This is a genomic window from Mycobacterium sp. 94-17 (assembly GCF_035617725.1).
GTDB lineage: Bacteria > Actinomycetota > Actinomycetes > Mycobacteriales > Mycobacteriaceae > Mycobacterium.
In genome coordinates, this window is record NZ_JAPIYN010000005.1 from 256,220 (window position 1) to 282,433 (window position 26,214).

At 68.7% G+C, this 26,214-nt stretch carries 18 protein-coding genes and 1 pseudogene; 9 read left to right on the forward strand and 10 right to left on the reverse strand.

Annotation, left to right across the window (positions count from 1 at the left end; translation table 11 throughout):
- Positions 1 to 187: 187 nt before the first annotated feature.
- From OQ789_RS08900 to OQ789_RS08930, 7 genes are read right to left on the reverse strand one after another with little or no spacing between them, the layout of a single operon-like run.
- Entirely contained in the window at positions 188 to 1,618 is a 1,431-nt protein-coding gene (locus OQ789_RS08900; RefSeq protein WP_324685025.1) for an aldehyde dehydrogenase family protein, read from the reverse strand.
- A gap of 16 nt (positions 1,619 to 1,634) precedes the next feature.
- Positions 1,635 to 3,347, reverse strand: a complete 1,713-nt coding sequence (locus OQ789_RS08905) for a thiamine pyrophosphate-binding protein (RefSeq protein ID WP_324685027.1) — start codon at positions 3,345 to 3,347, stop codon at positions 1,635 to 1,637.
- Positions 3,348 to 3,349: 2 nt separating this feature from the next.
- Positions 3,350 to 4,510 carry a CoA transferase gene (locus tag OQ789_RS08910; protein ID WP_324685029.1) on the reverse strand — a complete coding sequence of 387 codons (1,161 nt, stop codon included), beginning with the start codon at positions 4,508 to 4,510 and terminating at the stop codon, positions 3,350 to 3,352.
- Entirely contained in the window at positions 4,503 to 5,414 is a 912-nt protein-coding gene (locus OQ789_RS08915; RefSeq protein ID WP_324685030.1) for an SDR family NAD(P)-dependent oxidoreductase, read from the reverse strand. The genes OQ789_RS08910 and OQ789_RS08915 overlap by 8 nt, the downstream gene beginning before the upstream one ends.
- Complete coding sequence (locus tag OQ789_RS08920) at positions 5,411 to 7,267, reverse strand: NAD(P)/FAD-dependent oxidoreductase (RefSeq protein WP_324685031.1); 1,857 nt, start codon at positions 7,265 to 7,267, stop codon at positions 5,411 to 5,413. The genes OQ789_RS08915 and OQ789_RS08920 overlap by 4 nt, the downstream gene beginning before the upstream one ends.
- 23 nt (positions 7,268 to 7,290) lie before the next feature.
- Positions 7,291 to 8,646, reverse strand: coding sequence for an aromatic ring-hydroxylating dioxygenase subunit alpha (locus OQ789_RS08925; protein ID WP_324685033.1), 1,356 nt, complete (start codon positions 8,644 to 8,646; stop codon positions 7,291 to 7,293).
- Positions 8,646 to 9,509: an SDR family oxidoreductase gene (locus OQ789_RS08930; protein ID WP_324685035.1), complete on the reverse strand. Its 864-nt coding sequence runs from the start codon at positions 9,507 to 9,509 to the stop codon at positions 8,646 to 8,648. Before OQ789_RS08930 ends, OQ789_RS08925 begins: the two co-directional genes overlap by 1 nt.
- 216 nt (positions 9,510 to 9,725) lie before the next feature.
- Between OQ789_RS08930 and OQ789_RS08935 the strand changes: the two genes are divergently transcribed.
- The 6 genes from OQ789_RS08935 to OQ789_RS08960 all read left to right on the forward strand — a co-directional run bounded on the left by OQ789_RS08935 (position 9,726) and on the right by OQ789_RS08960 (position 17,205).
- Positions 9,726 to 11,348 carry an SMP-30/gluconolactonase/LRE family protein gene (locus OQ789_RS08935; protein WP_324685037.1) on the forward strand — a complete coding sequence of 541 codons (1,623 nt, stop codon included), beginning with the start codon at positions 9,726 to 9,728 and terminating at the stop codon, positions 11,346 to 11,348.
- Entirely contained in the window at positions 11,345 to 12,088 is a 744-nt protein-coding gene (locus tag OQ789_RS08940) for a GntR family transcriptional regulator (RefSeq protein WP_324685038.1), read from the forward strand. The genes OQ789_RS08935 and OQ789_RS08940 overlap by 4 nt, the downstream gene beginning before the upstream one ends.
- A gap of 21 nt (positions 12,089 to 12,109) precedes the next feature.
- Positions 12,110 to 13,738: an AMP-binding protein gene (locus OQ789_RS08945; protein ID WP_324685039.1), complete on the forward strand. Its 1,629-nt coding sequence runs from the start codon at positions 12,110 to 12,112 to the stop codon at positions 13,736 to 13,738.
- 2 nt (positions 13,739 to 13,740) lie between these two features.
- Positions 13,741 to 14,523 (forward strand): SDR family oxidoreductase, encoded by a 783-nt coding sequence (locus OQ789_RS08950; protein ID WP_324685041.1) that lies wholly within the window; start codon positions 13,741 to 13,743, stop codon positions 14,521 to 14,523.
- On the forward strand, positions 14,508 to 15,992 hold the full coding sequence (locus tag OQ789_RS08955; protein ID WP_324685090.1) for an AMP-binding protein: 1,485 nt from the start codon (positions 14,508 to 14,510) through the stop codon (positions 15,990 to 15,992). The genes OQ789_RS08950 and OQ789_RS08955 overlap by 16 nt, the downstream gene beginning before the upstream one ends.
- 70 nt (positions 15,993 to 16,062) lie before the next feature.
- Positions 16,063 to 17,205, forward strand: a complete 1,143-nt coding sequence (locus OQ789_RS08960) for an NDMA-dependent alcohol dehydrogenase (RefSeq protein ID WP_324685091.1) — start codon at positions 16,063 to 16,065, stop codon at positions 17,203 to 17,205.
- A gap of 8 nt (positions 17,206 to 17,213) precedes the next feature.
- Here OQ789_RS08960 and OQ789_RS08965 read toward each other — a convergent pair whose 3' ends face one another.
- Complete coding sequence (locus OQ789_RS08965; RefSeq protein WP_324685043.1) at positions 17,214 to 17,675, reverse strand: SRPBCC family protein; 462 nt, start codon at positions 17,673 to 17,675, stop codon at positions 17,214 to 17,216.
- 162 nt (positions 17,676 to 17,837) lie between these two features.
- Here OQ789_RS08965 and OQ789_RS08970 point away from each other — a divergent pair, with 162 nt between their 5' ends.
- Positions 17,838 to 18,059, forward strand: a complete 222-nt coding sequence (locus OQ789_RS08970; protein WP_324685044.1) for a hypothetical protein — start codon at positions 17,838 to 17,840, stop codon at positions 18,057 to 18,059.
- Between the two features lie 435 nt (positions 18,060 to 18,494).
- Positions 18,495 to 23,327 (forward strand): cation-translocating P-type ATPase, encoded by a 4,833-nt coding sequence (locus tag OQ789_RS08975; RefSeq protein WP_324685045.1) that lies wholly within the window; start codon positions 18,495 to 18,497, stop codon positions 23,325 to 23,327.
- A 4-nt stretch (positions 23,328 to 23,331) separates the two neighbouring features.
- On the opposite strand, the gene OQ789_RS08980 is transcribed toward OQ789_RS08975, so the two are convergent.
- Positions 23,332 to 24,897: an AMP-binding protein gene (locus OQ789_RS08980; RefSeq protein WP_324685047.1), complete on the reverse strand. Its 1,566-nt coding sequence runs from the start codon at positions 24,895 to 24,897 to the stop codon at positions 23,332 to 23,334.
- Entirely contained in the window at positions 24,887 to 25,840 is a 954-nt protein-coding gene (locus tag OQ789_RS08985; RefSeq protein ID WP_420716070.1) for an SDR family NAD(P)-dependent oxidoreductase, read from the reverse strand. Before OQ789_RS08985 ends, OQ789_RS08980 begins: the two co-directional genes overlap by 11 nt.
- 246 nt (positions 25,841 to 26,086) lie before the next feature.
- Here OQ789_RS08985 and OQ789_RS08990 point away from each other — a divergent pair.
- Positions 26,087 to 26,214, forward strand: a pseudogene (locus OQ789_RS08990) (cutinase family protein); the annotation flags it as partial.

A 26,214-nucleotide genomic window follows, 5' to 3' on the forward strand; every position in this document is an offset into this window, starting at 1 on the left:
GCCCGGCTCCGTGGTTGCTGTCAGCGCGCCGTAACTATCATCTCGCCCGGCGCCATGGTTGATGCCGATACGTCGCTGCCCCTCCTGTTGAGTTCAGCAAGACAGCCTAGAGGCGGGCGCTCGGGAACAGGCGCAGGACACGCGACGGTTTTTCGCCCCGCTGCGTTCGGATTTCACGCCTGACGCGTCAGGCCTTGTCAGACGCGTAGCCCAGCGTGCTCTTGACCTCGAGGTACTCGTGGAAGCCGAATTCGCTCCACTCCCGGCCGTTGCCGCTGTGCTTGTAGCCGCCGAACGCCGAGTTCATGTCGAAGGCGTGGTTGATCGTCACCCACCCGGCACGAATCTTGCGGGCCACCTCTCGCGCCGTGTCGTTGTCGGCCCCCGAAACGTAACCGGCCAGGCCGTAATCGGTGTCGTTGGCGATCTGGACGGCGTGCTCGAGGTCGTCGTAGCCGAGGATGCACAGCACCGGCCCGAAGATCTCCTCGCGCGCGATCGTCATGTCGTTGGTGACGTCGGCGAAGACGGTGGGCCGGACGTAGTACCCCTTGTCCAGGCCCGCCGGGCGGCCCGGACCCCCGGCGACCACGGTCGCGCCCTCATCGATGCCCTTCTGGATCAGGCCCTGAACCTTCTCGAACTGCGCCTTCGACGCCACCGGCCCGATCGCGGCTTTTTCGCCGGGGTCGCCCACCTTGACCTGCTCGGCGGTCTCCCGCGCGATGGGGATCGCCTCGGCCATCCGCGAATTCGGGACCAGCATGCGCGACGGCGCGTTACAGCTCTGCCCGGAGTTCGGCATCATGTTGACGACGCCGGCGCGCACGCTCTCGGCGAAGCCGTCGTCGTCGAGGATGATGTTGGGGCTCTTGCCGCCGAGTTCCTGGGTCACCCGCTTCACGGTCGGCGCGGCGTTCGTGGCCACCTCGACGCCCGCCCGGGTGGATCCGGTGAACGACACCATGTCAACTCCCGCATGGCGGGCCAGCGCGACGCCGACGCCGGGGCCATCGCCGTTGACCAGGTTGTAGACGCCGGCCGGCACGCCCGCGGCCGCCAGGATCTCGGTGAAGATGTAGGCCGAGAACGGCGCCACCTCAGAGGGTTTGAGGACCATTGTGCATCCGGTCGCCAGCGCCGGATACACCTTGACCGCGATCTGGTTCAGCGGCCAGTTCCACGGCGTGATAAGCGCGCACACGCCGATCGGCTCCCTGGCGATCAGCGTCGACCCGTGCTGTTCGGAGAACGGAAAGTTCTTCAGCACGTCGATCGCCGTCACCAGGTGACCGACCCCGAGTTGCACCTGCGGGCCGGCGGCCAGCGACGGCGGCGCACCCATTTCCTCGGTGACCGCTTCAGCGAGATCGCCCGCACGCTTGCCGTATTCGGCCAGGATGGCCTGCAACAAGTCCAGGCGCTGTTCGCGGGTGCTCTGCGACCAATCGGCGAAGGCTCGCCGGGCGGCGCCAACCGCCGCATCGACATCGGCCGCGGACCCCAGCGAGATCTTCCCGGACACCTGCTCGGTTGCCGGGTTCTCGACGTCGAAAGTGTTGGGCCGCAATGGGTCAACCCAGTTGCCGTCGATGTAGAACTTCAGGTATTCGCGCATCGGATCATCCTTCTCGTTACTGGGTGCCTTCGGCGTACCAGGTCCGGAATCGGTCGTACTTCGGCATCTCCTCGGAGTTGGCCTTCGGGTCGATGCACACGTGCACAACGCCGACTTTGCCACTCGCGTAGGCGCGCTTGATCGCCGGGCCGATCTCCTCTTCCTTCTCGACGTATTCACCGTGGCAGCCGAAGCCCTCGGCGACCTTGTCCATCCGGACGTCCTTGCTCCAGTGGACGCCGGGCTGCGGCGACGGCTGGGCGAAGGTGCGCTTGTAGACGCCCACCTCCAGGCCCCACTGGTGATCGACGCCCACCACGCATACCAGCGGAAGATTCTGCCGCGCAGCGGTTTCCAGCTCGGCGATATGGAAGAGGAACGCCGAGTCACTGGTCAACAGCATGACTGGGCGCTTACCGCCCTCGGCGACCGAGGCGCCGACGGCGTACGGCAAGCCGGTGCCCAGATGACCGAAGTTCTGGTTCCAGATCACGTCGCGCGGCTTGGTCTGCGAGTAGGTCCACTGGAAGATCACGGTCGCGCCGCCGTCGCGGACCATGATGCCGTCCTCCAGTTCGTCGAACGCCTTGGTCGCCTCGACGACATAACGCGCCGGGTGCACCGGGGTGCGACCCGTCGGGGCTTCCTCGGCCACCCGCACCAACTCGGCGGCGTCGGCCTTGATCAGTTTCTCGAGGCCGGCCGACGCGGTGCGGGGCGCGTCGCGCAGCGCCTCGACCAGCTGCGGCACCACGCCGCGCAGATCGCCCACCAGCGCCACGTCGACGGGCCGGTTTACGCCGATGGCGGTCGGATCCTGCTCGACCAACACCCATTTGCGGTTCGCATTGTTGGCCGCCCAGTGCTGAGTTCTGCCGTAGTGCATGGGCTCACCGAGTTCGGTGCCGAGCGCGACACATAGGTCGGACTCCTCGACGGCCTCGTTGGCGGCCGGTGAGAACAGATACGGAAACGTACGGTCCTGCAGGCCCGGGATGAACGACGTGCCGCCGGAGGTCTGGATGACCGGGCAGGCCATCAACTGGGCGAGTTCCTTGACCTCCTGCTGAGTCCGCGAGGTGTGCACCGCGTGACCGACCAGGAGCACCGGGCTCCTGGCCTCGCGGATCAACTTCACGGCTTCGGCCACCTCGCGGCTGCCGGCGCCCTGGTTCACCAGCCGGTAGCTCGACGGGGCCGGTGCGGCATCGACGTCGAGCTCGTCGAGGATGATGTGCGACGGGAACTCGATGTAGGACGGGCCCGGGGTGCCTGACATCGCCTTGCGGATCGCCTCGTGGATGATCTCATCGGTCTGGTCGGCGTACTCGATGGAGCTGCTGTACTTGACCGAAGCCGCGAAAAGTGGCTCCTGCTGGACGAATTGGATGCGGCCGCGCCGGACCCGGCGCTCGGTGATGCGGGCCCGCTGCCCGCCGAGGAAGATCACCGGCGAGTTCTCCACCAGCGCGCATTGGATGGCGCCGGCGATGTTGGCCATGCCCGGGCCGAGGGTGCCGATGCACAGCCCGGGCCTGCCCGTCATGCGCGACGCCGCCTCGGCCATGAAGCCCGCGCTCAGCTCGTGATGCGGCGCGACCACCGACCACCCGCGGGCGTCGGCCTCGGCGAACATGTGCACGAAGTTCGGGTCTGGGATGCCGAACAACGTGTTCACGCCCTCGGCCTCGAACAGGTCGAGAATGCGTTTGTAGACGGGGACGGGCATCGCTAAAGCTCCTTTGGTTCACGTCTGCTCATGCCGATTTCGGCGAGTACTTTGTCGGTGTCGGCGCCCAGTTCCGGCGCGGGGCCCGCAACCCGGCCCGGTGTGCGGGAGAACCAGGTGGGTACGCCCGGGAAGCGCACCGGTCCGTTCGGGGTGTCGACGGTCTCGAACATCCCGACGGCGTTGAGATGCGGATCGTCGAACAGGTCGCCGGGAGTGTTGAGTGGCGAGGCGGGTATCTCGAGTTCGCCGAACAGCGTCAGCCACTCGTGCGTCGTGCGCTGTTTCATCGTCTCGGCGACCAACCCGTACACCGTGTCGATCTGGTTGGCGCGTTGTTCCAGTGTCGAATACAGCTCGCTCGCCCACGGCGGCTGCACCGCGTTGATGAAGGCATTCCAGTGCTTGTCGTTGTAGATCAATGCCGCGATGTGGCCGTCGCTGGTGCGATACGGGCGACGATTGGGCGCCACCGTGCGCGGATACACTGCCGGCCCCAGGGGAGGGTCGAACATGGCGCCGTTGGCGTGCTCGACGAGCATGAACGTGGCCATGGTCTCGAACATGGCGACTTCGACTTCCTGTCCCTCGCCGGTCCGCTCGCGGTGGAACAGCGCCATGGTCGTCGCGTACAGCGACGTCAGCCCGGCGACCTTGTCGGCCATGATGGTACCGACGTAGTCGGCCTCGCCGGTCAATTGTTTTTGTACCGCCGGCAGACCGCACTCGGCCTGAATCGTGTCGTCGTAGGCGGGCCGGTCGCGGTCGGGTCCGCGCCGGCCGTACCCATAGCAATTGGTGTACACGATTCCGGGGTTGATCGCCGCGACGTCCTGGTACGCGAAGCCGAGCTTGGCGATCGCCTTGGCCCGCATCGAGTGGATGAAGACATCCGCGGTCTCGACAAGCGCGCGCAGCGCTTGCCTGCCGGAGTCGGTTTGCAGGTCCAGCACGATGCCGCGCTTGCCGCGGTTGACGTTGACGAACACCCCGCTCATGCCGGGCGCCGGACCGACCGAGATGTAGCGGGTGTTATCTCCTTGCGGCGGTTCGACTTTGATCACGTCGGCGCCCATATCCGCCATGATCTGGGTGCAGTACGGCCCCATCACCATGGCGGTCAGGTCGATGACCCGCACACCGGCGAGCGGTCCACTAGGCATGGCGCGCCAACTCGAAGCTGTAGCGGATGTGCTCGGTATGGCCATCGGGCACCACCGGAAAAACCAAAGGGGCCTCCACCTTTCGAATCGCCTCTAGGTGTTCGCCGACATCCTCGACCGTCCAGGACGGCCGGTACACGCCGGGCGACTCGGCGATCACCGCGCGTGCCACCCGACCCGCCAGCGCGATGAACATCTCGCCGGTCACCGAGCAGGACTCGTGGGCCAGCCAACCGACCACGGGCGCAACGAGATCCGAGCCCATCGGTGGGTAGGCCGAGGTATCGATACCCTCGGCCATCCGGGTCACCGCGGCGGGAACGATCACGTTGCAGGTCACGCCGGCGTCGGCGCCCTCTAGCGCCACCACGTTGGACAGCCCGATCACGCCGGCCTTGGCCGCCGCGTAGTTGGCCACCTCGTGGTTGCCGTATATCCCGCCGATCGAGGAGGTCAGCACGATGCGTCCGTAGCCGGCCCGGCACATCACCGGAAACGCCGGCCGCACAACGTGGAACGCACCACGCAGGTGCACGTCGAGGACGGCGTCGAAATCCGCGTAGCTCATCTCCTTCAGCGAGCCGCGACGGACGTTGCCCGCGTTGTGAATCAGGATGTCGAGGCGACCGTAGCGTTCGAGCGCGGCCTGGATCATCGCCTCGCCGCCATCGGGAGTCGCGACCGACGCGGTAGAGGCGACGGCCTCTCCTCCGGCCGCGGTGATCTCATCGACTAACTGCTCGGCCGGACCGACGTCGCCCCCTTCGCCGGTGAGACTGCCCCCGGGGTCGTTGACCACGACCTTCGCGCCGCGCGCGGCAAGTAGCTCGGCGTAGGCGCGGCCCAGTCCGCGTCCGGCGCCGGTCACGACGGCGACGCGGTCGTCGAAGCGCAACTCGCTCACGAAAGCTCGAGGCCTTGTAGGTCGCCGCTGGCGCGCCACTCGGCGATGAGGTCGCCGAAGGCATAGAAGCCCGGCGAGTAGAAATCACCGAGGAACGCGCCATTGTCCTTGGCGCCACCCTGGCCCTCATTGTTGTAATACCCAGGCGTGCAGGACATCTCAAACGCAGAGTTGTCGATCGCGAGTTTGGCGACTGTTCTCACCCAGGCGTCTTGGCCCTCCTGACTGGGTTCGACGGTGGTCGCGCCGCGTTTCTGCGCCTCGGCGATGATGTAGGCGATGTGCTCGGCCTGTTGCTCGAACATCGCGGTGGTGTTGGCCGAGACGCCGCCCTGGATGAAACCGGTGAAGAACTGGTTGGGGAACCCGCGGGCGGTCATGCCGTGCAGCGTCTGGTACTTGTCATGCCAGTAGTCGAACAGCGACAGGCCGTCGCGGCCCTCGATGACGTCGACCGCGAAGCGGCGACTGATCTCCGTGGAGATCTCGAATCCACTGGCGAATACGACGCAATCGACCTCGTACTCAACGCCGTTGGCGACAACGCCCCTCTCCGTCAGGCGCTCCACGCCCTTGGATTCCGACACGTCCACCAACGTCACGTTGGGCAGGTTGAACGCCGGCAGGTACGTCTCGCTCGAACATGGCCGCTTGCACATGAAGCGGTAATACGGCTTGAGCGCCTCGGCGGTGTCGGGATCGTCGACCAGGGCGGCCACGCGGCCCCGCAACCGCTCCATGATCTTGTAGTCCTCTTCCTCCCGGATCCCCATGATCTCCTCGATCCCCAGCGAGGCGGGATCCGGGCTGGCGGCAATCCGGGCGGTCATGTTGCGGCCCAATTCGGTCCAGAAGTCGCACACCAGATCCGGTTCACCGAAGACCACCCCGACAAACGGTGACCAGTTGTGGAAATTGCGCTTACGCTCCTCCTGCCAACCGGACCGCAGGGTCGCCACCCAGGCCGGATCGGTGGGGGTGTTGGCGCGCATGTCCACCGACGACGGGGTGCGCTGGAAAACGAAGAGCTGCTGGGCATCCCGGCCGAGATGCGGCACCAGCTGAACGCCGGTGGCACCCGTGCCAACGAGTGCGACGCGCTTGTCGGCGAGCTTGTGCAGGCCACCGTTGGCGTCGCCCCCGGTGTAGTCGTAGTCCCAGCGCGCCGAATGGAACGCGTGGCCGCCGGCGGCCAGGTACTCCTTGATGCCAGGGATGCCGGGCAGTTTCGGCTTGTTGTACGAGCCCTGCGCCATCACCACGAACCGCGCGCGGATGTCGTCGCCGCGGTTCGTCCTCAGCCGCCAGCGCTTGGTCTCCTCGTCCCAGCGCATCGTCTCGACCTGGGTGGAAAAGATCGCGCCGTCGTAGAGGTCGAAGTGTTTGCCCATGGCCTGGCAATGCGCGAAGATCTCGGCGCCATCGGCGAACTTCTTGCTCGGCAGGAACTCGAGTTCCTCCAGCATCGGGATGTAGCAGTAGGCGTCGTTGTCGCACTGGATGCCTGGGAAGCGGTTCCAGTACCACACGCCGCCGAAGTCCCCGGCCATGTCGATGACCCGAACGTCCTGTACGCCAGACATTTTCAGATGAGCACCCGACAACAGCCCGGCGAACCCGCCGCCGAGCACCGCTACCTCGATGTCCGCCTCGATCGGGGGGCGGTCTGCCACCGGGGTGTACGGGTCTACCTCGTAGAGGTCGGCCAGGTCACCGTCGAGTTCGAGGTACTGCGCGCCGCCGTCCGTGCGCAGGCGCTTCTCGCGCTCCCGGGCGTACTTGGCCCGCATCGCGTCGATGTCTACGTCCTGCGGGACCTCGGTGGGCCCGCAGGGCGTGTCAGCGGTGGTCATCCGTGTCTCCTTCGCGGAATCACTCAAAGCTCCCGAGGTTCGCCGGTTCCCATGTACCGCGACAACTGGTAGTGCAGATTGACGGTGCTGCGCTCGCGATACGGGTTGGGCTTGGTGCCCGGGAAGCCCAGGGACTTCATGCCGTGCTGCACGGCGGCCATGTTGGAGAAGTCCTGTGGCAGCACCGACCGCCACCGGGGGTCGCCGACGGGCGTGTACTCCCATTCCGTCCGCGGCTCAGCGCCTTTCGGATACAGCTCGAAGACGGAGACCTCGAAGATGCACTTGTCCGGGTTGTAGCTGGGGTGCGGCCGCGCGCCGTAGCACAACGCGCTGGTCAAGCCCTGGCCGATCTGGAAGTTCGGAAAGATCTGCCACGCGGTACCGGCCTGCCCGAGAATGTCGGCGGAGATCGTCGGCCAGACCACCCCGCGGGCCTCGTCGTCGCGGCGCGCCGACGCCAGCCAGTGCTCGAGGACCTTGTCGGCCGGTGTGCCCTCGGGCAACTCGTCGACCAATCGCTTCGCGGCGTTCACCAGCGTCTGGGTAGTGGTGGCGTTGGTCTCCTCCATCGTGTACACCTGCATCTCCGCGGTCGACACACGGGGGTCCGCGCCGGTGCCGAGGCGGATCTTGGACTTGGTGGCCTTCAGGTCCTCAGGAGCGTCGTAGCCGATATTGCTATGCCTGCCTTGGGCTTTCGCCCATCCCTTGAACTCGCCGAACCTGTTGAACTCGGGATGCGTGGTGAAGACGTGGTAGGTCTCGTTGAAGGCCTCCAGCGCGACCTTCCAGTTGCAGTCGAACTCGACCCACTTACGCCATTTGAAGCGCATGTTCTCACACCCGAACGGATCGAGGATCTTCGCGGCGGGAAACAGGAAGTCAGCCAGCGGCTCGCAGTCGGGATCCATGTTGATCCACAACCAGCCGCCCCAGGTGTCAACCTTGACGGGCCGCAGGCGGGTGTTGTCGGGTGTGAGCGCGTCCTGCCAGTCCTGTTGTTCGCGGATGCGCATGCACGCGCCGTCCAGACCGTAGGTCCAGCCGTGAAACCCACAGACGAAGGACTTTCGGGTTCGCGCACACGCGTTCTTGGCGCCCTCGGGGGTGTCGATCAGCCGGCGGCCGCGGTGCATGCAGACGTTGTGGTGGGCGTGAAACTCGCCTGTGCCGGTGCGCACCACGATGATCGAGTCGTCCAGGATGTCGTAGGTCAGGTAGCTGCCCGCCTCGGGCAGCTCTTCGACGCGGCCCACCTGCTGCCAGACCTTGCGCCACAGCCTGTCGCGCTCGGCGCGGGCGTAGGTCTCGCTGATGTACGCCTCGACGCCGATCGTCACAGGCGCCGAAAGTTCGTCTGCCCCTGAGTCGGTCATCACATCCTCCTGATTGCCGCACGGAAGGATTCGTCTTTGAGGAAAAGTGAGGTGTTATCGGCGCCGAGGTGGCTCCACTTGAGATCCAGGCCGCCGTCGACGAGCAGGGTCTGGCCGGTGACGTAGCTCGACATCTCAGAGAGCAGAAAGAGGATGGCGCCGGCCTGTTCCTCGGGCCGGCCGCGCCGGCCCATCGCGATCGCCTGCCGGTCGCGCTGGGGGTCCTCGCCGACGTAGGTGCGCGAGGCCGCCGTCTCGGTGACGCCGGGCGCCACGGCGTTGACCCGGATGCCCGCCTCCGCCAACTCGAGGGCCATGGTGCGGGTCATCGCGATGATGGCCGCCTTGGCGGTGCCGTAGGCGATGTGGAACGGCGCGGTGTTCATGCCGCTGATCGAGGAAATCGACACGATCGACCCGCGCCGTTGCCGCGCGACGAGTTCACTTGCGACGGCCTGGCTCATGAAGAACGCCGTCTCGAGGTTGGCGGCGAAGATGGTGCGCCAGTCGTCGCGCGTCACCCGAGTGGACGGCATCCACGTCGACGGCTCCGCGCCGCCGGCGACGTTGACCAACCCGTACAAGTCGCCGCCGGTGCGGCGGGCCCGGTCGATCACCGCGGCGATGCCCTCGTCGGTCGACGCATCGGCGGCGACGGGCACCACGGCAAGCCCCTGGCGGGCCAGCGGGGCGACGTGCTCGTCGAGGTTTTCCTTCGACCGGCTCACGGCGATAACCGTGGCCCCGGCCCGGGCGGTCATCGCCGTGACGGTCGTGCCGATGCCGCCCCCGCCGGCGCCGGAAACAACCACGACGCGGCCGTCGAGGCCCAGGAGATTCGGGCGATCCTCGTGATCGGCCATGACCTGCTTTCCCTCGCCGCCGGCCATGCGTCCGCGCCAGGACAAGTACGGTTTTGTCCGGACAAAATATGGCATTCTGTCGCTAGGAGAACACTATTCCGATCGGTGGACTTTTCTGTCAAGGTCGGGTTCGGGCTACTTCCCCCCTATTGTCTGGACTAAGCGGAGTTGATAGCGTCCAGCCCAAACGGCCGACAGAAGGAACCCCGGCGCAGCATGTCCACCTCGAGGGCCATCTCGGCCCAGCCATCGCGCTATCCGGTGGCCCACCCCATCGATGTCGCGCCGGGCTGGGAGCTCGAACGGGTCACCACGCCCAGTCGGCTGTTCGGCGCCAACGGCCTGCGCACCGGCCCGGACGGTCGCATCTACATCGCCCAGGTGACCGGCAGCCAGATCAGCGCGCTGGATCACCGCACCGGGGAATTGGTGACCGCAAGCCCCAAGGGCGGTGACATCGTCGCACCCGACGACGTCGCGTTCGACGACGGCGGCAACCTGTACGCGACCGAGGTGATGGACGGCCGGGTCAGTGTGCGCGACCCCGCCGGCCGAACGCGCGTGCTCCGCGATGACGTGCCGTCGGCCAATGGCATCACCTTCCACCGGGGCCGGCTGTTCATCGGTGAATGCCGCGAGGGTGGGCGGCTGCTGGAATTCGACCTCACGGGCGGAGCGCCGCGGGTGCTGCTGGAGAACGTGCCATCGCCGAACGCGATGGAGGTCGGGCCGGACGGCCTGCTGTACTTCCCGGTGATGGGCGCCAACGAAATCTGGCGGATCGATCCCGACGGCGGCGACCCGCAGTGTGTCGCAACCGGTCTCGGCGTACCGGACTCGGTCAAGTTCGACCGGCAGGGCCACATCGTCTCGACGCAGGTGGCGAGCGGGCAGGTGCTGGGCATCAACCCCCGCAGCGGTGAACAGCGTCTGCTCGCCCAACTCAGCCCCGGCCTGGACAACTGCACCTTCGTCGGTGACCGGCTGTTCGTGTCCAACTTCACCGGCGAGATCACCGAGATATCGCCCGACGGCACAACGCGATCCGTGCTGACCGGCGGACTCAACTGGCCGTTGGATCTCGCGGTGGGACACGACGGTCTGCTCTACATCGCCGACGGCACCTACTTCTACGTCGCCCAGCACGATGGGTCCCTGCGCACCGCGGGCATGCTGTTCAGCCCCGGCTATCCCGGGTTCCTGCGCGGCCTCGCGGTCAGCGGGCCCGGCGAGTTCGTCGTCACCACCTCCGGCGGTCAGCTCAGCCGCTACCGCCCCGCGACCAGCGAAACCGAAGTGCTGGCAGACGGTTTCGACCAGCTCTACGGGGTCACCCTGAGTCCCCGCGGTGTCGTGTTCGCAGAGCTTGGCACCGGGCGGGTGCTGTCGTGGGGGCCCGGTGGCGTCGAGGTACTGGCGAGCGAGTTGCGTGAGCCGGTCGGGGTCGCCGTCGACGGCGACGGGGCGTGCCTGGTGGCCGAAGCCGCGGCCGGGCGGGTGCTGAGATTGACGGGATCGGGGTCCGCCATCGTGACCGCCGATCTGCAACGCCCGCAAGGCATTCTGGTTGACGCCGGGGTGCTCTACGTTGTCGACGCCGGCACCAAGGAGTTGGTCGCCTTCGATCTGAGCACCGGCGCGCGGCGCACGATCGCCGCCGGCCTGCCGGTCGGCCCCCCGCCTGGTGTGGCACCCAAACCGCTGCGCGGGATGCCGCCGTTCTCCGGACCGCAGGGCCCCTTCGCCGGCATCGCCGCGGCGCCCGATGGAACGCTCTACCTCTCGGCCGATGGCGACGGCAGCGTGCTGGCGTTGCGCCCGGCACCGGACGGGCCATGACGCCGCGGGCGATCGCGGCCGACCACCGCTACCTCCAGATTGCGCGGACGCTGCGCAAGGAGATCGTCGACGGCGTGTACCCCGTAGGTTCGCAGTTACCTACCGAACATCAACTGTGCGAACGCTTCGCGGTGAGCCGCTACACCATCCGCGAGGCGCTGCGCCGGCTCCGCGAGGACAACCTGGTGGCTTCCCGGCCGAGGGCGGGCACCCGGGTGGTGCCCCGGCCGGCGTCGAGTTCCTACGCCCAGGACGCGATGTCGATCGACGATCTGCTGGCGTTCGCGGCAGGCGCGCAGCTGACCATCGAGTCCAACGCGATGGTGACCGTCGACGACGACCTCGCCGCCCAGACCGGCCTGGACGTCGGCAGCCAATGGCTGTCGGTGCGCGGCTACCGGCAGGCCGACGGCGCGTCGGTCCCGCTGTGCCGAACCGAGTACTACATCAACCGAAGTTTCGCGGCGGTGGGCAGGCTGCTGCAACGTCACGCCGGCCCGATATTTCCGTTGATCGAGGACCTTTTCGGCGTGAGTGTCGCCCAGTTGCATCAGGAGATCGCCGCCGTCCTGCTGTCCGCGGAGCTGGCCGACGGCCTCGGGGTCGAACCGGGCACCGCCGCGCTGCAGATGCGGCGCACCTATACGACCTCCGACGGCGAGATCGCCCAGGTGACCATCAACACCCACCTGTCTTCGAGGTTCCGGTACGCAATGACCATGCGCCGCGTGGATGAGTAGGCAACCGCGGATGTGGTGGCGGTGATCGCCCGGTCCCCGCAGGACGCGGCGGAGGCATACCGGCGCGGGCTGTGGGTACACACCACGCTGGCCGACGCGCTGCGAGCCGCCGCCGCGGAGTCGCCGCACCGAACGGTGCTGGTGGACAACGATATCCGACTGGACTGCGCCGCGCTGTACGCGCAGGCCGGCGCGTTGGCCGCCGCGCTGCTGGCGCGTGCGCCCGCGGGCAGCGTCGTATCGTTCATGTTGCCCAACTGGCACGAGAGCGCCGTGATCTATCTGGCGGCCACGCTGGCGGGAATGGTGGTCAACCCGATCCCGCCGTCGCTGCGCGACCACGACCTGCGCTACATCCTCGAAGATGCGGGCACCGCAGTGGTTTTCGTCCCGCGGCGCTATGGCGGCCACGACTACGCGGCGATGCTGGAGCGGGTGACATCCGCGATGGAGCGCGCGCCCGAGGTGGTGGTGCTGCGCGGCGCCGCAGGGCCGCACACCGCGTATTCGGCCTTGCTGTTGGCTCAGCCGCACGCTGCAGCGCTTCCGGCGCTCGATCCCGATGCCGTACGAATGATCCTCTACACCTCCGGCACCACGAGCCGGCCGAAAGGCGTCCTGCACAGCCACAATTCAATACACGCGCTGATCTGCCAGATCCGCGACCACTGGGCGATCGCCCCGGGCGACACGTTTCTGGTGCCGTCGCCGCTCGCCCACATCGGCGGTTCGATCTACGCGTTCGAATGCCCACTGCTGCTGGGCACCGCCACGGTGCTGATGGACCGCTGGGACGCGGCCGCGGCGGTCGCACTGATGAACTCGCACCGGTGCACCCACATGGCGGGGGCCACCCCGTTTCTGCAGCAGCTGCTGTCCGCCGCCGAGCGGGCCGGCACCCGCCTGCCCGACCTGAAGGTGTTCATCTGCGGCGGCGCATCCGTGTCGCCCTCGCTGATCCGCGGCGCCGCAGAGTATTTCGACCGTGCGGTCATCACCCGAGTCTACGGCTGCACGGAAGTGCCCGTCGCCACCGTCGGCGCACCCGGCCCGGACGAGGCCGAATACGCGGCGGACACCGACGGGAGGCCCGGCATCGCCGAGATCAAAATAGTCGCGCACCGGGCGGCGCCCACCGGGGACGGCGAGATCTGTGTGCGGGGCCCGCAGATGCTGCTGGGATACCGCCATGGCGCGGACGATTCCTTCGATGCCGCAGGCTTTTTCCGCACCGGCGATCTCGGCCGTTGGGTCGATGACCGTTACCTCGTCGTGACCGGCCGCGCCAAGGACGTGATCATTCGCAGCGGAGAGAACATCTCCGCCAAGGAGGTCGAGGACCTGCTCGCCGACCATCCCGGTATCGCCGAAATCGCGGTCGTCGGACTGCCCGACGCGCACACCGGAGAGCGCGCATGCGCGGTGATCGTCGCCGCGGACGGTAAGAGGCCGGATGTCGCGAGCCTGCTCGCGCTGCTGGTGGGCAAGGGCGTCGCCAAATTCAAGGCCCCGGAACGGGTCGAGATCTGGGACGCCCTGCCGAAGAACGATGCGGGCAAGATACTCAAGCATCAGATCCGGGCGTCGCTGATACACGAAGATCGCGAGCGCGGCGAAGCCGGGCGCGGCGGGTCGCCGCGCGAGGACTAAGGATGGGTGAGATGCAGGTCGCAATCGTCACGGGAGCAAGCAGCGGCATCGGGCTGGGGTGCGCCACGAAGCTCGCCGAGGCGGGCATCGCGGTGCTCGGCACCGCCCGCGACGAGGGGCGGCTGGCCGAACTGGAAAGGGCGGTCGGCGATCCGGACCGCGTCGCGACACTCGCCGTCGACCTCACCGACGATGACGCGCCGCGCCGGATCGTGGACCTCGCGGTCGCCCGGTGGGGCCACGTCGACTTCCTGATCAACAATGCCGGGGTGGGCAGCCCCAAGCCGCTGCACGAAACCGACGACGAAACCCTGGACTACTTCCTGGGTTTGATGCTGCGTGCGCCGTTTCGCCTCGCGCGCGAGGTGCTGCCGCACATGCCGCCCGGTTCGGCGATCATCAATGTGACGTCGACGTTCGCGGTCGTCGGCGGCCTGCGCGGAGGCGCCTACTCCGCCGCCAAGGGCGGCATGACCGCGCTGACCACCCACATCGCCTGCCAGTACGGCGCGTCCGGTATCCGCTGCAACGCCGTCGCGCCGGGGGTGACGGTGACCCCGATGGTCGAAAAGCGGTTGCGGGACGAGCGTTTCCGCAAGATCAACACCGAGATGACGCCGCATCAGCGGTTGGGCCGCATCGACGACATCGCCAGCACCGTCGCCTTCCTGTGCTCGCCGGGCGGAAGCTTCATCAACGGCCAGACAATCGTCGTCGACGGCGGATGGAGCTCGACGAAGTACCTGTCGGAGGCCGCGCTGGCGGCGCACTGGATCCAGCCGTGAACCTGTTCGCGCTGCTCGATCTGGCCGCGCACCGGCATCCCGGTCGCGGCGCGGTCTATCACGGGGCTCGCCGCGTGTACACCTGGATCGAGTTGCGCGACCGGGCTTTACGGCTGGCCGCGTCGATCCGGCACCAGCACGGTGCCGGAGCACGGATCGCGATCGCGAGCCACAACCGTCCCGAGATGCTCGAGCTGATGTTCGCGACTTGGGCCGCCGAATGCGCCGTCGTCCCGATCAACTACAAGCTGCATCCCCGCGAGATGGCGCAGATCCTCGACGACGCCGGGGCGGCTCGGGTGTTCGCCTCATCAGCCATCGGCGCCGAGCTCGCAGCGCTCACCGCAACTCCAACGGAGTTGGTCGATTCCGAAGACTATTCGCGGCGATTCGGCACCGACCCGTCGGCGCCGCCGGGCACCGACCCTGGCGCGCTGGCGTGGCTGTTCTACACCAGCGGGACCACCGGCCGACCGAAGGGCGCGATGCTGTCGCACCGCAACCTGACGGCGATGGCGGTCGCGCACCTCGCCGACATCGACGACCCGGACGAGAACTGCAGCCTGGTGCACGCGGCTCCGATGTCGCACGGCTCCGGCCTGTACGTCCTGCCGTATGTGCTGCGGGCCGCCCGCCAAATCGTGCCCGAGTCGGGTGCATTCGATCCGGGCGAGTTCCTGGACCTCTGCGAGCACCACCCCGCCGTCAGCGCGTTCCTGGCCCCGACCATGGTGCAACGACTGGTCGACACGGGCCGCGGCCGTCCGCGGAATCTGAAGGCGATCGTCTACGGCGGCGGGCCGATGTACGTCGAGAGCCTGCGCAAGGCGATTGCGGCGTTCGGCCCGGTCTTCGCGCAGATCTACGGTCAGGGCGAATCGCCGATGACCATCACCGGGCTGCGGCGCGCCGACCACGAAACGGATGACGACGCGATCCTGGGTTCGGTCGGCTATGCGCGGTCGGGGATGGAGGTCGCGGTGCTGAGTCCGGACGGCCGCCGGGCGCCCTGCGGCGAAATCGGCGAAATCGTCTGCCGCGGAGACGCCGTCATGTCCGGATACTGGCAGAACCCCGACGCCACGCGCGCCACGCTCAAGGACGGCTGGCTCTACACCGGCGACATGGGTTCCTTCGATGCGCGCGGTTTTCTCACGCTGCGGGACCGGTCCAAGGACGTCGTCATCAGTGGCGGGAGCAACATCTACCCCCGCGAGGTAGAGGAGGTGCTGCTCGAGCACCCCGGCGTCTGCGAGGCATGCGTGGTGGGCGTCCCCGACGCCGAGTGGGGTGAGGTGGTGGTCGCGTTCGTCGTGGGTTCGGTGGAGCCCGCGGCGCTCGACGCACATCTGGTGCGGCGCATCGCCCGCTTCAAACGGCCCAAGCGCTACGAATTCGTCGACGAGCTACCGAAAAACAGCTACGGCAAAGTGCTCAAGCGGGAACTGCGCGCCGGCCTGGCGCGGTGAGCCCCCGCCGGTGCACCGCAGCAGATGCCACCAGAAATCAAGGAGGTCGCCAATGGAGTGTCGCGCCGCTGTGATCCGCGGGGTCGGCCAGGACTGGGAGATCCGCGAGATCGAGCTCGATCCGCCCCACGCGGGGGAGGTCATGGTGCGGATGGCCGTCGCCGGAATCTGCCACTCCGATGATCATCTGTTCACCGGCGACGTGGTCCCGACGCCCGAGTCCGTCGCCGCGGGCGGCCAGCCGGCGCCGGATTGGTTCCCACTGCTCGGTGGTCACGAGGGGGCGGGCGTGGTCGAAGAGGTCGGGCCGGGCGTGACGACGGTGCGGCCGGGGGATCACGTGGCCCTGTCCTTCATTCCCGCGTGCGGCAGCTGCCGGTTCTGCGTGAACGGCCAGAGCTACATCTGCGACATCGGCGCGAGCCTGTTCGTGCGGGAAATGCCCACCGACGGGACCTGTCGCCGGCATCTCGGTGACGAAAACCTGTTGGCCTACGGCCAACTCGGCACGTTCGCCGAGTATGCGGTGCTATCGGAACGGTCCGTCATCAAGATCGACGCCACGATCCCCTTCCATGCCGCCTCGCTGGTGTCTTGCGGGGTCAGCACCGGTTGGGGCTCGGCGACCGTCTCGGCGGGCACCGAACCCGGCGACACGGTCGTCGTCATCGGCGCCGGCGGAGTCGGGATGAACGCCCTGCAGGGCGCGCGCGCCGTCGGTGCCAAATATGTCGTCGCCGTGGATCCCGTTGATTCCAAACGCGATTCGGCCAAGATCTTCGGCGCCACGCACACCGCCGCCTCCGCGCAGGAAGCCATACCGCTGGTTAAGGAGATCACCGCCGGCCTGATGGCCGACCGCGTGGTGATCTGCCCCGGCGTGGTGCGCGTGGACCTGATCCCGCTGGCGCTGACGCTGCTGCGCAAGGGCGGGGTCTGCGTGCTCACCGGCATCACCCCTTTCACCGAGCCCCCGGTTCCGCTGGTGCTGCAGGAGCTGACGCTGTCGGCCAAGCAGCTCAGGGGTGCGCTTTATGGCGGGATGAATCCGCGCACCAGCGTGCCGATGCTGCTGTCGCTGTATCAGGCAGGCGCGGTGAAACTCGACGAGTTGGTCACCCGCCACTACACGCTCGATCAGATCAACGAGGCGATGGCGGATCTTCGGGAGGGGCGCAACATTCGCGGCGTGATCGATTTCTCGGGCTGCTGACCGGCGGCTCAACCCTCCTCGAAGTGACTCCGGATGCCGGCCAGCATCGCGACGTGCGCCTTGACTCCCTCCCGGATGGTCACCCCGGCCAGCAGCCGCGGGGCGGTGATGGCTATCCGCTCGGTGACCCGGGTTCCGCCGTCCACCGGATCGAAACTCACGGTGCCGCGCAGCCGCACGCCGGGCGACTGGTCGGCCTCGGTCAGCACGTCGCCGTCGACGGGTACCCGCAGCCGGGCCCGATAGCCGGTTCGTATAGTGAACGGCCCTAACGGGATACGGTCGACCACGCGATAGTCCTGCTGGTAGCCGTCCCGGGTTTCGCTGCGGGACAACGTTTCCACCGACACGATCAGCGGGTGCACGAGCTTGATGTTGCCCAGGTCCACGTAGAAGTCGCGGACGGCGTCGGGTGGCGCGGGCACGTGTTCGGTCAGGGTCCGTTCGGCGTGGACGGTCCACCAGCTCATAGGAGAGAACCTAGCCCGACGACGATGCGCGCCGCGCAGCGGCGTGAGGAGGAGTCGCGCAATCCAACCGAGCCCGACGACGATGCGCGCCGCGCAGCGGCGTGAGGAGGAGTCGGCGGCTGACTATTCCCTCCCCCAGCGAATTGACCTAACGTGTGATGCGTGGAGGCACACGGAACACCGGAATTGGTACCCGTCGAAACATTGCAATCAGGTGATCCGATTACGGATTGCGGCCAGCGGTATATCGTTCTCGAGTCGAAGGCGCTCAGCGACTGCGTGGTGCTCGAGCTCGAGTCCAGGGTGGACCACCAGCTGCAGGTCATCGAGAAATCATTTCCCGCCGGATATCACGTCGGCAGGGCGAACCACCGAATTCTCTAACCGAATACCCCACTGAAATATTGCGCGAGTAGCCGGTCGACGGCTACCGCGTATTCGTGTTTTATGCGCTTTGTCGCGCCATTTGCGACGCACGCGCGCAAATGCCAAACATGCTGCGCCACTTAGTGCCCGGCGCGGCGATCGTGGGCCGTCGGCGCCGCTCGGGTCGGCCCGCGGCAGCGCCCGAACCGACGCTCGACCGAGGGGCAGCGGGGGTCACCGCCGTGCCCGGCCCCGGATTGTCCAGCGGGTTTGGTTTGTCGCCAAGCCGGTAACCTTGTCCAGGGACGTGATCGCACCCCTTGCTCGCCAAGGGAGGCCAGCCTGCATCGTCATCCGTGCCGTCGCAGGGTTTTACCTTCCCGCCCGACGTGTGGACAGCCCCTCCGCACGCCAGGATCATTAGGCGCGGTAGACGTAGTTGAAGGGTGACGAGTGAAGATTCCCGGCGTTTCCAGCGTCGTCGCTGGTGTGGCTGGCGGAGCCGCGCAGGTCGTGCGGGCCGGTGTGTCCACGGCGGCAGGGGCGGCGGGAGCGTTGCAGATGTTGGCCAGTCCGGTCACCGAGCTCGCCGGCCCGGTCATTCAGTCGGTCGCCCAGACGACCGGCCGCACCATCGGACTGGACAGTTCATCCAGCGGCTCCCCCGCCGCCGTCATGCCGCCGGTGCGCTGGCACAGCGGGCACCGAGTGCACCTGGATCTCGATCCGTTGTTGCCGTTCCCCCGCTGGCACGAGTACACCCCCGCTGTGGAAGAGCCGGTGCGGCGAATCCCCGGTGTGGCCAAGGCTCACGTCGAGGGATCGCTTGGCCGCCTGGTGGTCGAACTGTCCGAGGACGCGGACAACGACGCCGTTCTGGACGAGGTGCGCGCGACGGTGTCCTCGATCGCCTCCGACATCACCTGGTCCAAGGCGGACTCGGCATTGCCGTCCGCGCCCTTCGCGGACCCCGGTAACCCCCTGGCGATTCTGGTGCCGCTCACCGCGGCCGCAATGGACCTCGTCGCGTTGGGCGCCGCGGTCACCGGATGGGCGACCCGGCTACCCGCCGCGCCGCAGACCACCCGCGCCGCGGCGGCACTCATCAATCATCAGCCGCGCATGGTCGCGATCCTCGAGGCGCGGCTGGGCCGGGTGGGCACCGACATTGCACTGGCCGCGACGACGGCGGCCGCCCACGGACTGACTCAGTCCTTCGGCACCCCGCTGCTCGACCTGACGCAACGCACGCTTCAGATTTCCGAGGCGTCGGCGCACCGGCGCGTGTGGCGCGACCGTGAGCCGCAGCTGGCCTCCCCCGACCGGCCGCAGGCTCCGGTGGTGCCGGTCATCTCCTCCGCCAAGTCGGAGCTACCCCGGCACAGCTGGGCCGCCGCGGCGGCGGGCGAGGCCTCCCACGTCGTGGTCGGCGGGACCATCGACGCGGCGATGGACACGGCCAAGGGCTCGATGGCGGGGCCGGTGGAAAACTACGTCGATTCGGCGGCCAACGGCTCGCTGATCGCCGCGGTCAGCGCGCTTGTCGCAGGCGGTGGCATCGAGGATGCGGCCGCGGCCGTCACGGCCGGGGTGCCCCGCGCCGCGCACATGGGCCGGCAGGCGTTCGCGGCGATCCTGGGCCGCGGGCTGGCCAATTCCGGCCAGCTGGTCCTCGACCCGGGGGCGCTGCGGCGACTCGACCGGGTGAAGGTGGTCGTCATCGACGGCGCGGCGCTGCGCGGTGACCATCGCGCGGTGCTGCATGTCCGTGGCGACGCTCCCGGCTGGGACGACGACCGGGTCTACGAGGTGGCCGACGCGCTGCTGCACGGCGAAGAGGCGCCCGAGCCCGATCCCGACGAGTTGCCCGCGACCGGCGCGCGACTGAGATGGGTTCCCGCTCAGGGCTCCTCGGCGACACCCGCGCAGGGCCTGGAAAGCGCCGACCTGATCGTCGACGGCGAATGCGTCGGCAGTGTCGACGTGGGCTGGGAGGTCGACCCCTACGCGATTCCGCTCTTTCAGACCGCGAACCGCACCGGCGCGCGCGTGGTGTTGCGCCATGTCGCGGGCACCGAGGACCTCACCGCCAGCGTCGGCACCACACATCCGCCCGGGACGCCACTGCTCAACGTGGTCCGCGAGCTGCGCGCCGATCGCGGGCCGGTGCTGCTGATCACCGCGCTGCACCGGGACTTCGCCTCGACCGACACCCTGGCCGCGCTCGCGATCGCCGATGTCGGTGTGGCACTTGATGATCCGCGCGCCGCCACGGCGTGGACGGCGGACATCATCACCGGCACCGACCTGGCCGACGCGGTGCGCATCCTGTCGGCGATCCCGGTGGCGCGCTCGGCCAGCGAATCGGCGGTGCACCTGGCGCAGGGCGGCACCACGCTGGCCGGTCTGCTGCTCGTGACCGGCGAGCAGCAGGCGGGCACCAGCCCGGTGAGCTTCCGGCGCTGGCTCAACCCGGTCAACGCCGCGGCGGCCACCGCCCTGCTGACGGGCACCTTCTCGGCCGCGCGGGTGCTCCGGCTGCCCGACCCCACACCCCAACCGCTGACCGCCTGGCACGCACTGGATCCCGAGATCGTGTACTCGCGGCTGGCCGGCGGCGCGCGGCCGCTGGCCGTGGAGACCGAGTCGTCCTGGCGGCGCCGTCTCGACGATCTGTCGTACAGCCCGGCGCTGGAGCCCCTGCGCAAGCCACTGCACAACGTGGCCCGGCTGGCGGCGGCCACCCGCACCGAGCTCGCCGACCCGTTGACTCCCATCCTGGCCGTCGGCGCCGCCGCGTCGGCGATCGTCGGCAGCAATGTCGACGCGCTGCTGGTGGCCGGCGTCATGACGGTCAACGCGATAACCGGTGGAGCGCAACGGCTTCGGGCCGAGTCCGCCGCAGCCGAGCTGTTCGCCGAGCAGGACCAGCTGGTGCGCCGCGTGGTCGTCCCGGCCGTCGCGACGACGCGCCGCCGGCTCGAGGCCGCCCGGCACGCGACCCGCACCGCGACGGTGTCCGCGAAGTCCCTGCGACCCGGCGACGTCATCGATCTGGCCGCACCCGAAGTCGTCCCTGCCGATGCGCGCCTGCTGATCGCCGAAGACCTCGAGGTCGACGAGTCGTTGCTGACCGGCGAGTCGCTGCCGGTCGACAAGCAGGTGGAACCCATCGCCGTCAACGACCCCGACCGCGCCAGCATGCTGTTCGAGGGGAGCACCATCGTCGCCGGGCATGCCCGGGCCATCGTCGTGGCCACCGGCGTCGGGACCGCCGCGCACCGCGCGATCTCGGCGGTGGCCGGCGTCGAGACGTCGGCGGGCATCCAGGCGCGGCTGCGCGAGCTGACCAGCAAGGTGCTGCCGCTGACGCTCGCCGGCGGTGCAACGGTGACGGCGCTCGGGCTGCTACGCCGGGCGACGCTGCGCCAGGCGGTGGCCGACGGCGTCGCGATCGCGGTGGCTGCGGTGCCCGAGGGGCTGCCGCTGGTGGCCACCCTCTCCCAGCTCTCGGCCGCCCAGCGGCTGACGGCGCGCGGCGCCCTGGTTCGCGCGCCGCGCACCATCGAGGCGCTGGGCCGCGTCGACACCATCTGCTTCGACAAGACCGGCACGCTCACCGAGAACCGCCTGCGCGTCGTCTGCGCCGTGCCCGACGACGTCGACCCGCGCGACCCCTTCCCGGAACTGGCCGACCCTGAATCGACCGGACTGCTGCGGGCCGCGGCGCGCGCGTCCGCCCAGCCGCAGGCGGGCCAGGGACACGCGCACGCCACCGACGAGGCGATCCTTACCGCCGCGAGTTCGCTGAACGGCCAGGGCGATTCGGACTGGACGATGCTCGCGGAGGTGCCGTTCGAGTCCAGTCGCGGCTTCGCCGCCGCGATCGGCACCGCGGGCCACGACAACGGCCACCCCGCGGAGACACCGGTGCTGATCCTCAAGGGAGCGCCCGAGGTCATCTTGCCGCGCTGCAAGTTCGCCGACCCGCAGTCCGACCAAGCCCGGGCCGAGGCGGTGGTGCACGGTCTGGCCGAGCAGGGACTGCGGGTGCTCGCCGTCGCGCAGCGCGGATGGAAACACGACACCGACGACGATGACACCGATGCCGACGCGGTGGACGCCGCGGCGCACAACCTCGAACTGCTCGGCTACGTCGGCCTGGCCGACACCGCGCGGGCGTCGGCGCGCCCGCTGATCGAGGCGCTGGTGGACGCCGACCGCGACGTCGTGCTGATCACAGGCGACCACCCGATCACCGCGCGAGCGATCGCTGGGCAGTTGGGGCTGCCCGCGGACGTGCGGGTGGTGACCGGCGCCGAACTCGCCGGCCTCGATGAGGACGCGTGTGCCCGGTTGGTCGACGACGTGCAGGTGTTCGCCCGGGTCAGCCCGGAGCAGAAAGTGCAGATCGTGGCCGCCCTGCAGCGTAGCGGCCGGGTGACCGCGATGGTCGGTGACGGCGCCAACGACGCCGCCGCCATCCGGATGGCCGATGTTGGCATCGGGGTGAGCGGTCGCGGGTCGTCGGCCGCCCGCGGCGCCGCCGACATCGTGTTGACCGATGACGATCTGGGCGTGCTGATGGACGCCCTGGTCGAAGGCCGCGGCATGTGGTCCGGGGTCCGCGACGCCGTCACGATCCTGGTCGGCGGCAACGTGGGCGAGGTGTTGTTCACCATCATCGGAACGGCCTTCGGCGCGGGACGCGCGCCGGTGGGGACGCGTCAGCTGCTGCTGGTCAACCTGCTCACCGACATGTTCCCCGCCCTCGCTGTCGCGGTCACGTCGCAATACGTCGAGCCCGACGAGGCCGAGTACGAATCGGCCGAAGCCGCCGAGGAGGCGCGCCGCCTGCACCGCCGCGCGGTGCTGACCGGACCCACGCCCTCACTCGACGCCCCGCTGATGCGCCAGATCGTCACCCGCGGCGCCGTCACGGCCGCGGGGGCGACAGCCGCCTGGGCCATCGGACGATGGACGCCGGGCACCGAACGCCGAACGGCGACAATGGGTTTGACCGCACTCGTGACGACGCAGCTGGCGCAGACGCTGCTGACACGCCGGCACAGCCCGCTCGTGGTGGCGACCGCTTTGGGCAGCGCCGGCGTTTTGGTGGGCATCGTGCAGACCCCCGTGCTCAGTCAATTCTTCGGCTGCACGCCGCTGGGACCGGTCGCCTGGTCGGGTGTGCTGGGTTCGACGGCGGGAGCCACCGCGATCTCGGCGCTGGCACCCAACTGGCTGTCCAAGCAGGTCGCCGCCCTGGAGCCCGGCGAACAGTGAGCGGTCAGCCGGTCAGCTCCCTGCGCAACACCTTGCCGGTGGGGTTGCGCGGGATGCTGTCCACGACGTTGACGTCGCGGGGCTGTTCGAAGCGCGAGACCCGGCCCCTCAGGTATTCACGCAGCTCCGCCACGTCGATCTCGCGGCCCGGCTGCGCGACCACGAATGCCGCCAGACGCTGACCGAAGCGTTCGTCGGGGACGCCGATGACCGCGTTGTCGGCGACGGCAGGGTGCTGGGCGAGCGCGTTCTCGACCGCGCGCGGATACACGTTCTCGCCGCCGGAGATGATCATGTCGTCTTCGCGGCCGACGATGAACAGCCGGCCCGCGTTGTCCAGATAGCCCATGTCGCCGGTGCTGGTCATGCCGTCGACCACGGCCTTCGCCGCGCCATCGGTGTAGCCCTCGCTGGTCAGCTCGCCGCCCACGAAGATCCGCCCGGTGACCCGCGGGCCGACCGGCCGGTCGTGCTTGTCCAGGATGCGCACCGGGCACCCCACGACGGGCCTTCCGACGGTTTCGGGAGCTTCGCGCAGATCCGCCGGCGTGGCCAGCGCGCCGATGCCGACCTCGGTGGAGCCGTAGCCGTTGTAGAGGATGTCGCCGTAGGCGTCCATGAACCGCTGGCCCAGAGTGGGGTCGAGGCGGTCGCCGCTGGATATCACCGTGCGCAGGTAGGGCAGCGGGTTTCGCGCTCGGACGTGCTCGGGCAGCTCCAGGATGCGTGCGAGCACCACCGGCACCGCGGTGAAGGCGTCGGCACGGTGCAACGACGCCTGGGCCAGCGCGGCTTCGGCGTCGAACTCGCGGCGCGTCAGAACGGTGCCCCCGAGCGCCAGGGTCAGCATCAGCATGCCAAGCCCCAGACCGTGAAACATGGGCATTGCCACAGAGATTCGCGACCCGGTGCGCAATCGGGTGCGGTCGAGCATGGTCACCCACGCGCCCACCGCGGACCGCATCTGCGGGGAGCGCGGCACCCCCTTGGGTTTGCCGGTGGTGCCCGACGTCAGCAGCACGATGCGACCGGGCGCGGCCACGTTCGGCCTGTGCGCACCTTCGTCGGCGCCCACCGTCGCCGGATCGACCGTGACGATCGATGCATCCGCCGCCCGGAGCCGCTCGGCGAATTCGGCGTCGGCGATGACGGCCGAAACCCGGTGGGCCTGCACGGCGGCCGCGAGCGCGTCGCTACGAAATTCCGTACTCATCGGCACGACGTCGCTGCCCAACAGGGCGGCGGCGAAAACGCCCGCCACGAAACCGCGTCCGTTGCGGCACATCACCCCCACCGCCTGCCCCGGCGTCACACCGTCGCCGGTCAGCCGCCGCGCCAGCGCCTCGGCCGCCTGCTGCAGCCGGCGATAGCTCAGCGCCCCGTCGTCGTCGACGATCGCCGTCCGGTCGGGCCAGCGTGCGGCCCCGACCGCCAGCAGCGTGTAGGGATTGGTGCCGCCCCGGCGCGCCTCGCGAAGCAGGCGGAAGCCCGCAAGCGGCGCCGGCGGATGGAGCAGGCCGGAATGCAGCAGGGCCCGGGCGGCCGCCGCGATCACGCGGTCATTGGTCATCGTCGGCCTCGTCGGTGTCGGACTCGCTGAAGAACCGGCGATGCCACAGCCGGGCGGCGTAGTCGGCGGGACCTGCCAGCAGCACCGAGGCCAACTCGGCCGGCAGCACCCACGGCGGTTCGATGGTGCGGGGGCGCTCGATGACCGCCTTGGCGACGGTGTCGGCGGCTTCGTCCGGCGACATGCCGGGAAGACGGCCCAACAGCGGAGTGGGCGCGATCATCCTGGTTCGGACCAGCGCGAAGTAGACCGTGGTGACATCGACACCGTCGGCGTGCAGCTCCGGGGCCACGCTGCGCAGCCACCGGTCGAAGGCGCCCTTGGACGCCTGGTAGGCCCCCCATTGCGGACCCGGCACCACGCGCACGCCGACACTGGACACATTCACGATGTGCCCACAGCCGTGGTCGCGCATGGCCGGCAGCAGACCCAGCAGCAGCCGCACCGGCCCCAGGTAGTTGATGTCGATGGTGCGCTGGAAGTCGTGCGGGCGGTCGTACTGATCATGCAGGGAGCGGCGCAACGACTTGCCCGCGTTGCTTACCACGACATCGAGCGGACCGTGCTCCTCGGTGAGCAGCTTGGTCAAGTCGCTCACCGCGGACTCGTCGGTGAGGTCGGTCGGATACGCGACCGCGTGACCGCCGCCGGCGTTGATCGACGCCGCCAGGTCGCCGAGCCGTTCCTCGGACCGGGCGACCAGCACCACGGTCGCGCCCGCCGCCGCCAGGCTGCGCGCAGTCGCCTCCCCGATGCCGTAGGACGCGCCGGTCACCAAGGCCGTCTTGCCGAAGACGGCCGCGCGCAACCTGTCCGGGTCCGACACCCGTCCCGGGTTGGCCACGTGGTCGGTGACCGTGTTCAAGGCCTTCGCTATCGCGTTCAACTTCGCTGCCGCATTCACTCGTGCCGCTCGCCGAGGCCGGCCACTGCTGCACCGCATCCCCGACTCGTAAGTACAAGTAGCAGACCACATTGCGGTCCGGGCCCGCACTCCGGCCCATCCAACACGGCCCCCGGGGCGGCCTCGATGATGCGCGGGCGCATGCCGTTCCGGCGCCCGAGTCGGATGAGCGCCGGGCGCAACCACTCTCAGTCCGTCCGCACCGGCGGCAGGTACTTTATGAGAACACAGTAATTTCGGTGTTTCAGGTGTTTAACTGGCGTGTCGGCTGGGCACAATGGCGGCATGGTTGCGCGTCAATGTGTTCGTTCTCTTGGTTCAGCAATAGTGCTCGCCGCGTCGGGTGTGGCCGTGTCGGCCCTGTCCACGTCCGTGATCCCCACCGCGTCGGCCCAGTGTCCGGACGTGCAAGT

Excerpts from the sequence above, each read along its gene's own strand:
- OQ789_RS08900 (WP_324685025.1), bottom strand. The coding sequence starts at position 1,618 with ATGCGCGAATACCTGAAGTTCTACATCGACGGCAACTGGGTTGACCCA.
- OQ789_RS08905 (WP_324685027.1), bottom strand. The coding sequence starts at position 3,347 with ATGCCCGTCCCCGTCTACAAACGCATTCTCGACCTGTTCGAGGCCGAG.
- OQ789_RS08910 (WP_324685029.1), bottom strand. The coding sequence starts at position 4,510 with ATGCCTAGTGGACCGCTCGCCGGTGTGCGGGTCATCGACCTGACCGCC.
- OQ789_RS08920 (WP_324685031.1), bottom strand. The coding sequence starts at position 7,267 with ATGACCACCGCTGACACGCCCTGCGGGCCCACCGAGGTCCCGCAGGAC.
- OQ789_RS08925 (WP_324685033.1), bottom strand. The coding sequence starts at position 8,646 with ATGACCGACTCAGGGGCAGACGAACTTTCGGCGCCTGTGACGATCGGC.
- OQ789_RS08930 (WP_324685035.1), bottom strand. The coding sequence starts at position 9,509 with ATGGCCGATCACGAGGATCGCCCGAATCTCCTGGGCCTCGACGGCCGC.
- OQ789_RS08935 (WP_324685037.1), top strand. The coding sequence starts at position 9,726 with ATGTCCACCTCGAGGGCCATCTCGGCCCAGCCATCGCGCTATCCGGTG.
- OQ789_RS08940 (WP_324685038.1), top strand. The coding sequence starts at position 11,345 with ATGACGCCGCGGGCGATCGCGGCCGACCACCGCTACCTCCAGATTGCG.
- OQ789_RS08950 (WP_324685041.1), top strand. The coding sequence starts at position 13,741 with ATGGGTGAGATGCAGGTCGCAATCGTCACGGGAGCAAGCAGCGGCATC.
- OQ789_RS08965 (WP_324685043.1), bottom strand. The coding sequence starts at position 17,675 with ATGAGCTGGTGGACCGTCCACGCCGAACGGACCCTGACCGAACACGTG.
- OQ789_RS08980 (WP_324685047.1), bottom strand. The coding sequence starts at position 24,897 with ATGACCAATGACCGCGTGATCGCGGCGGCCGCCCGGGCCCTGCTGCAT.
- OQ789_RS08985 (WP_420716070.1), bottom strand. The coding sequence starts at position 25,840 with ATGCGGTGCAGCAGTGGCCGGCCTCGGCGAGCGGCACGAGTGAATGCG.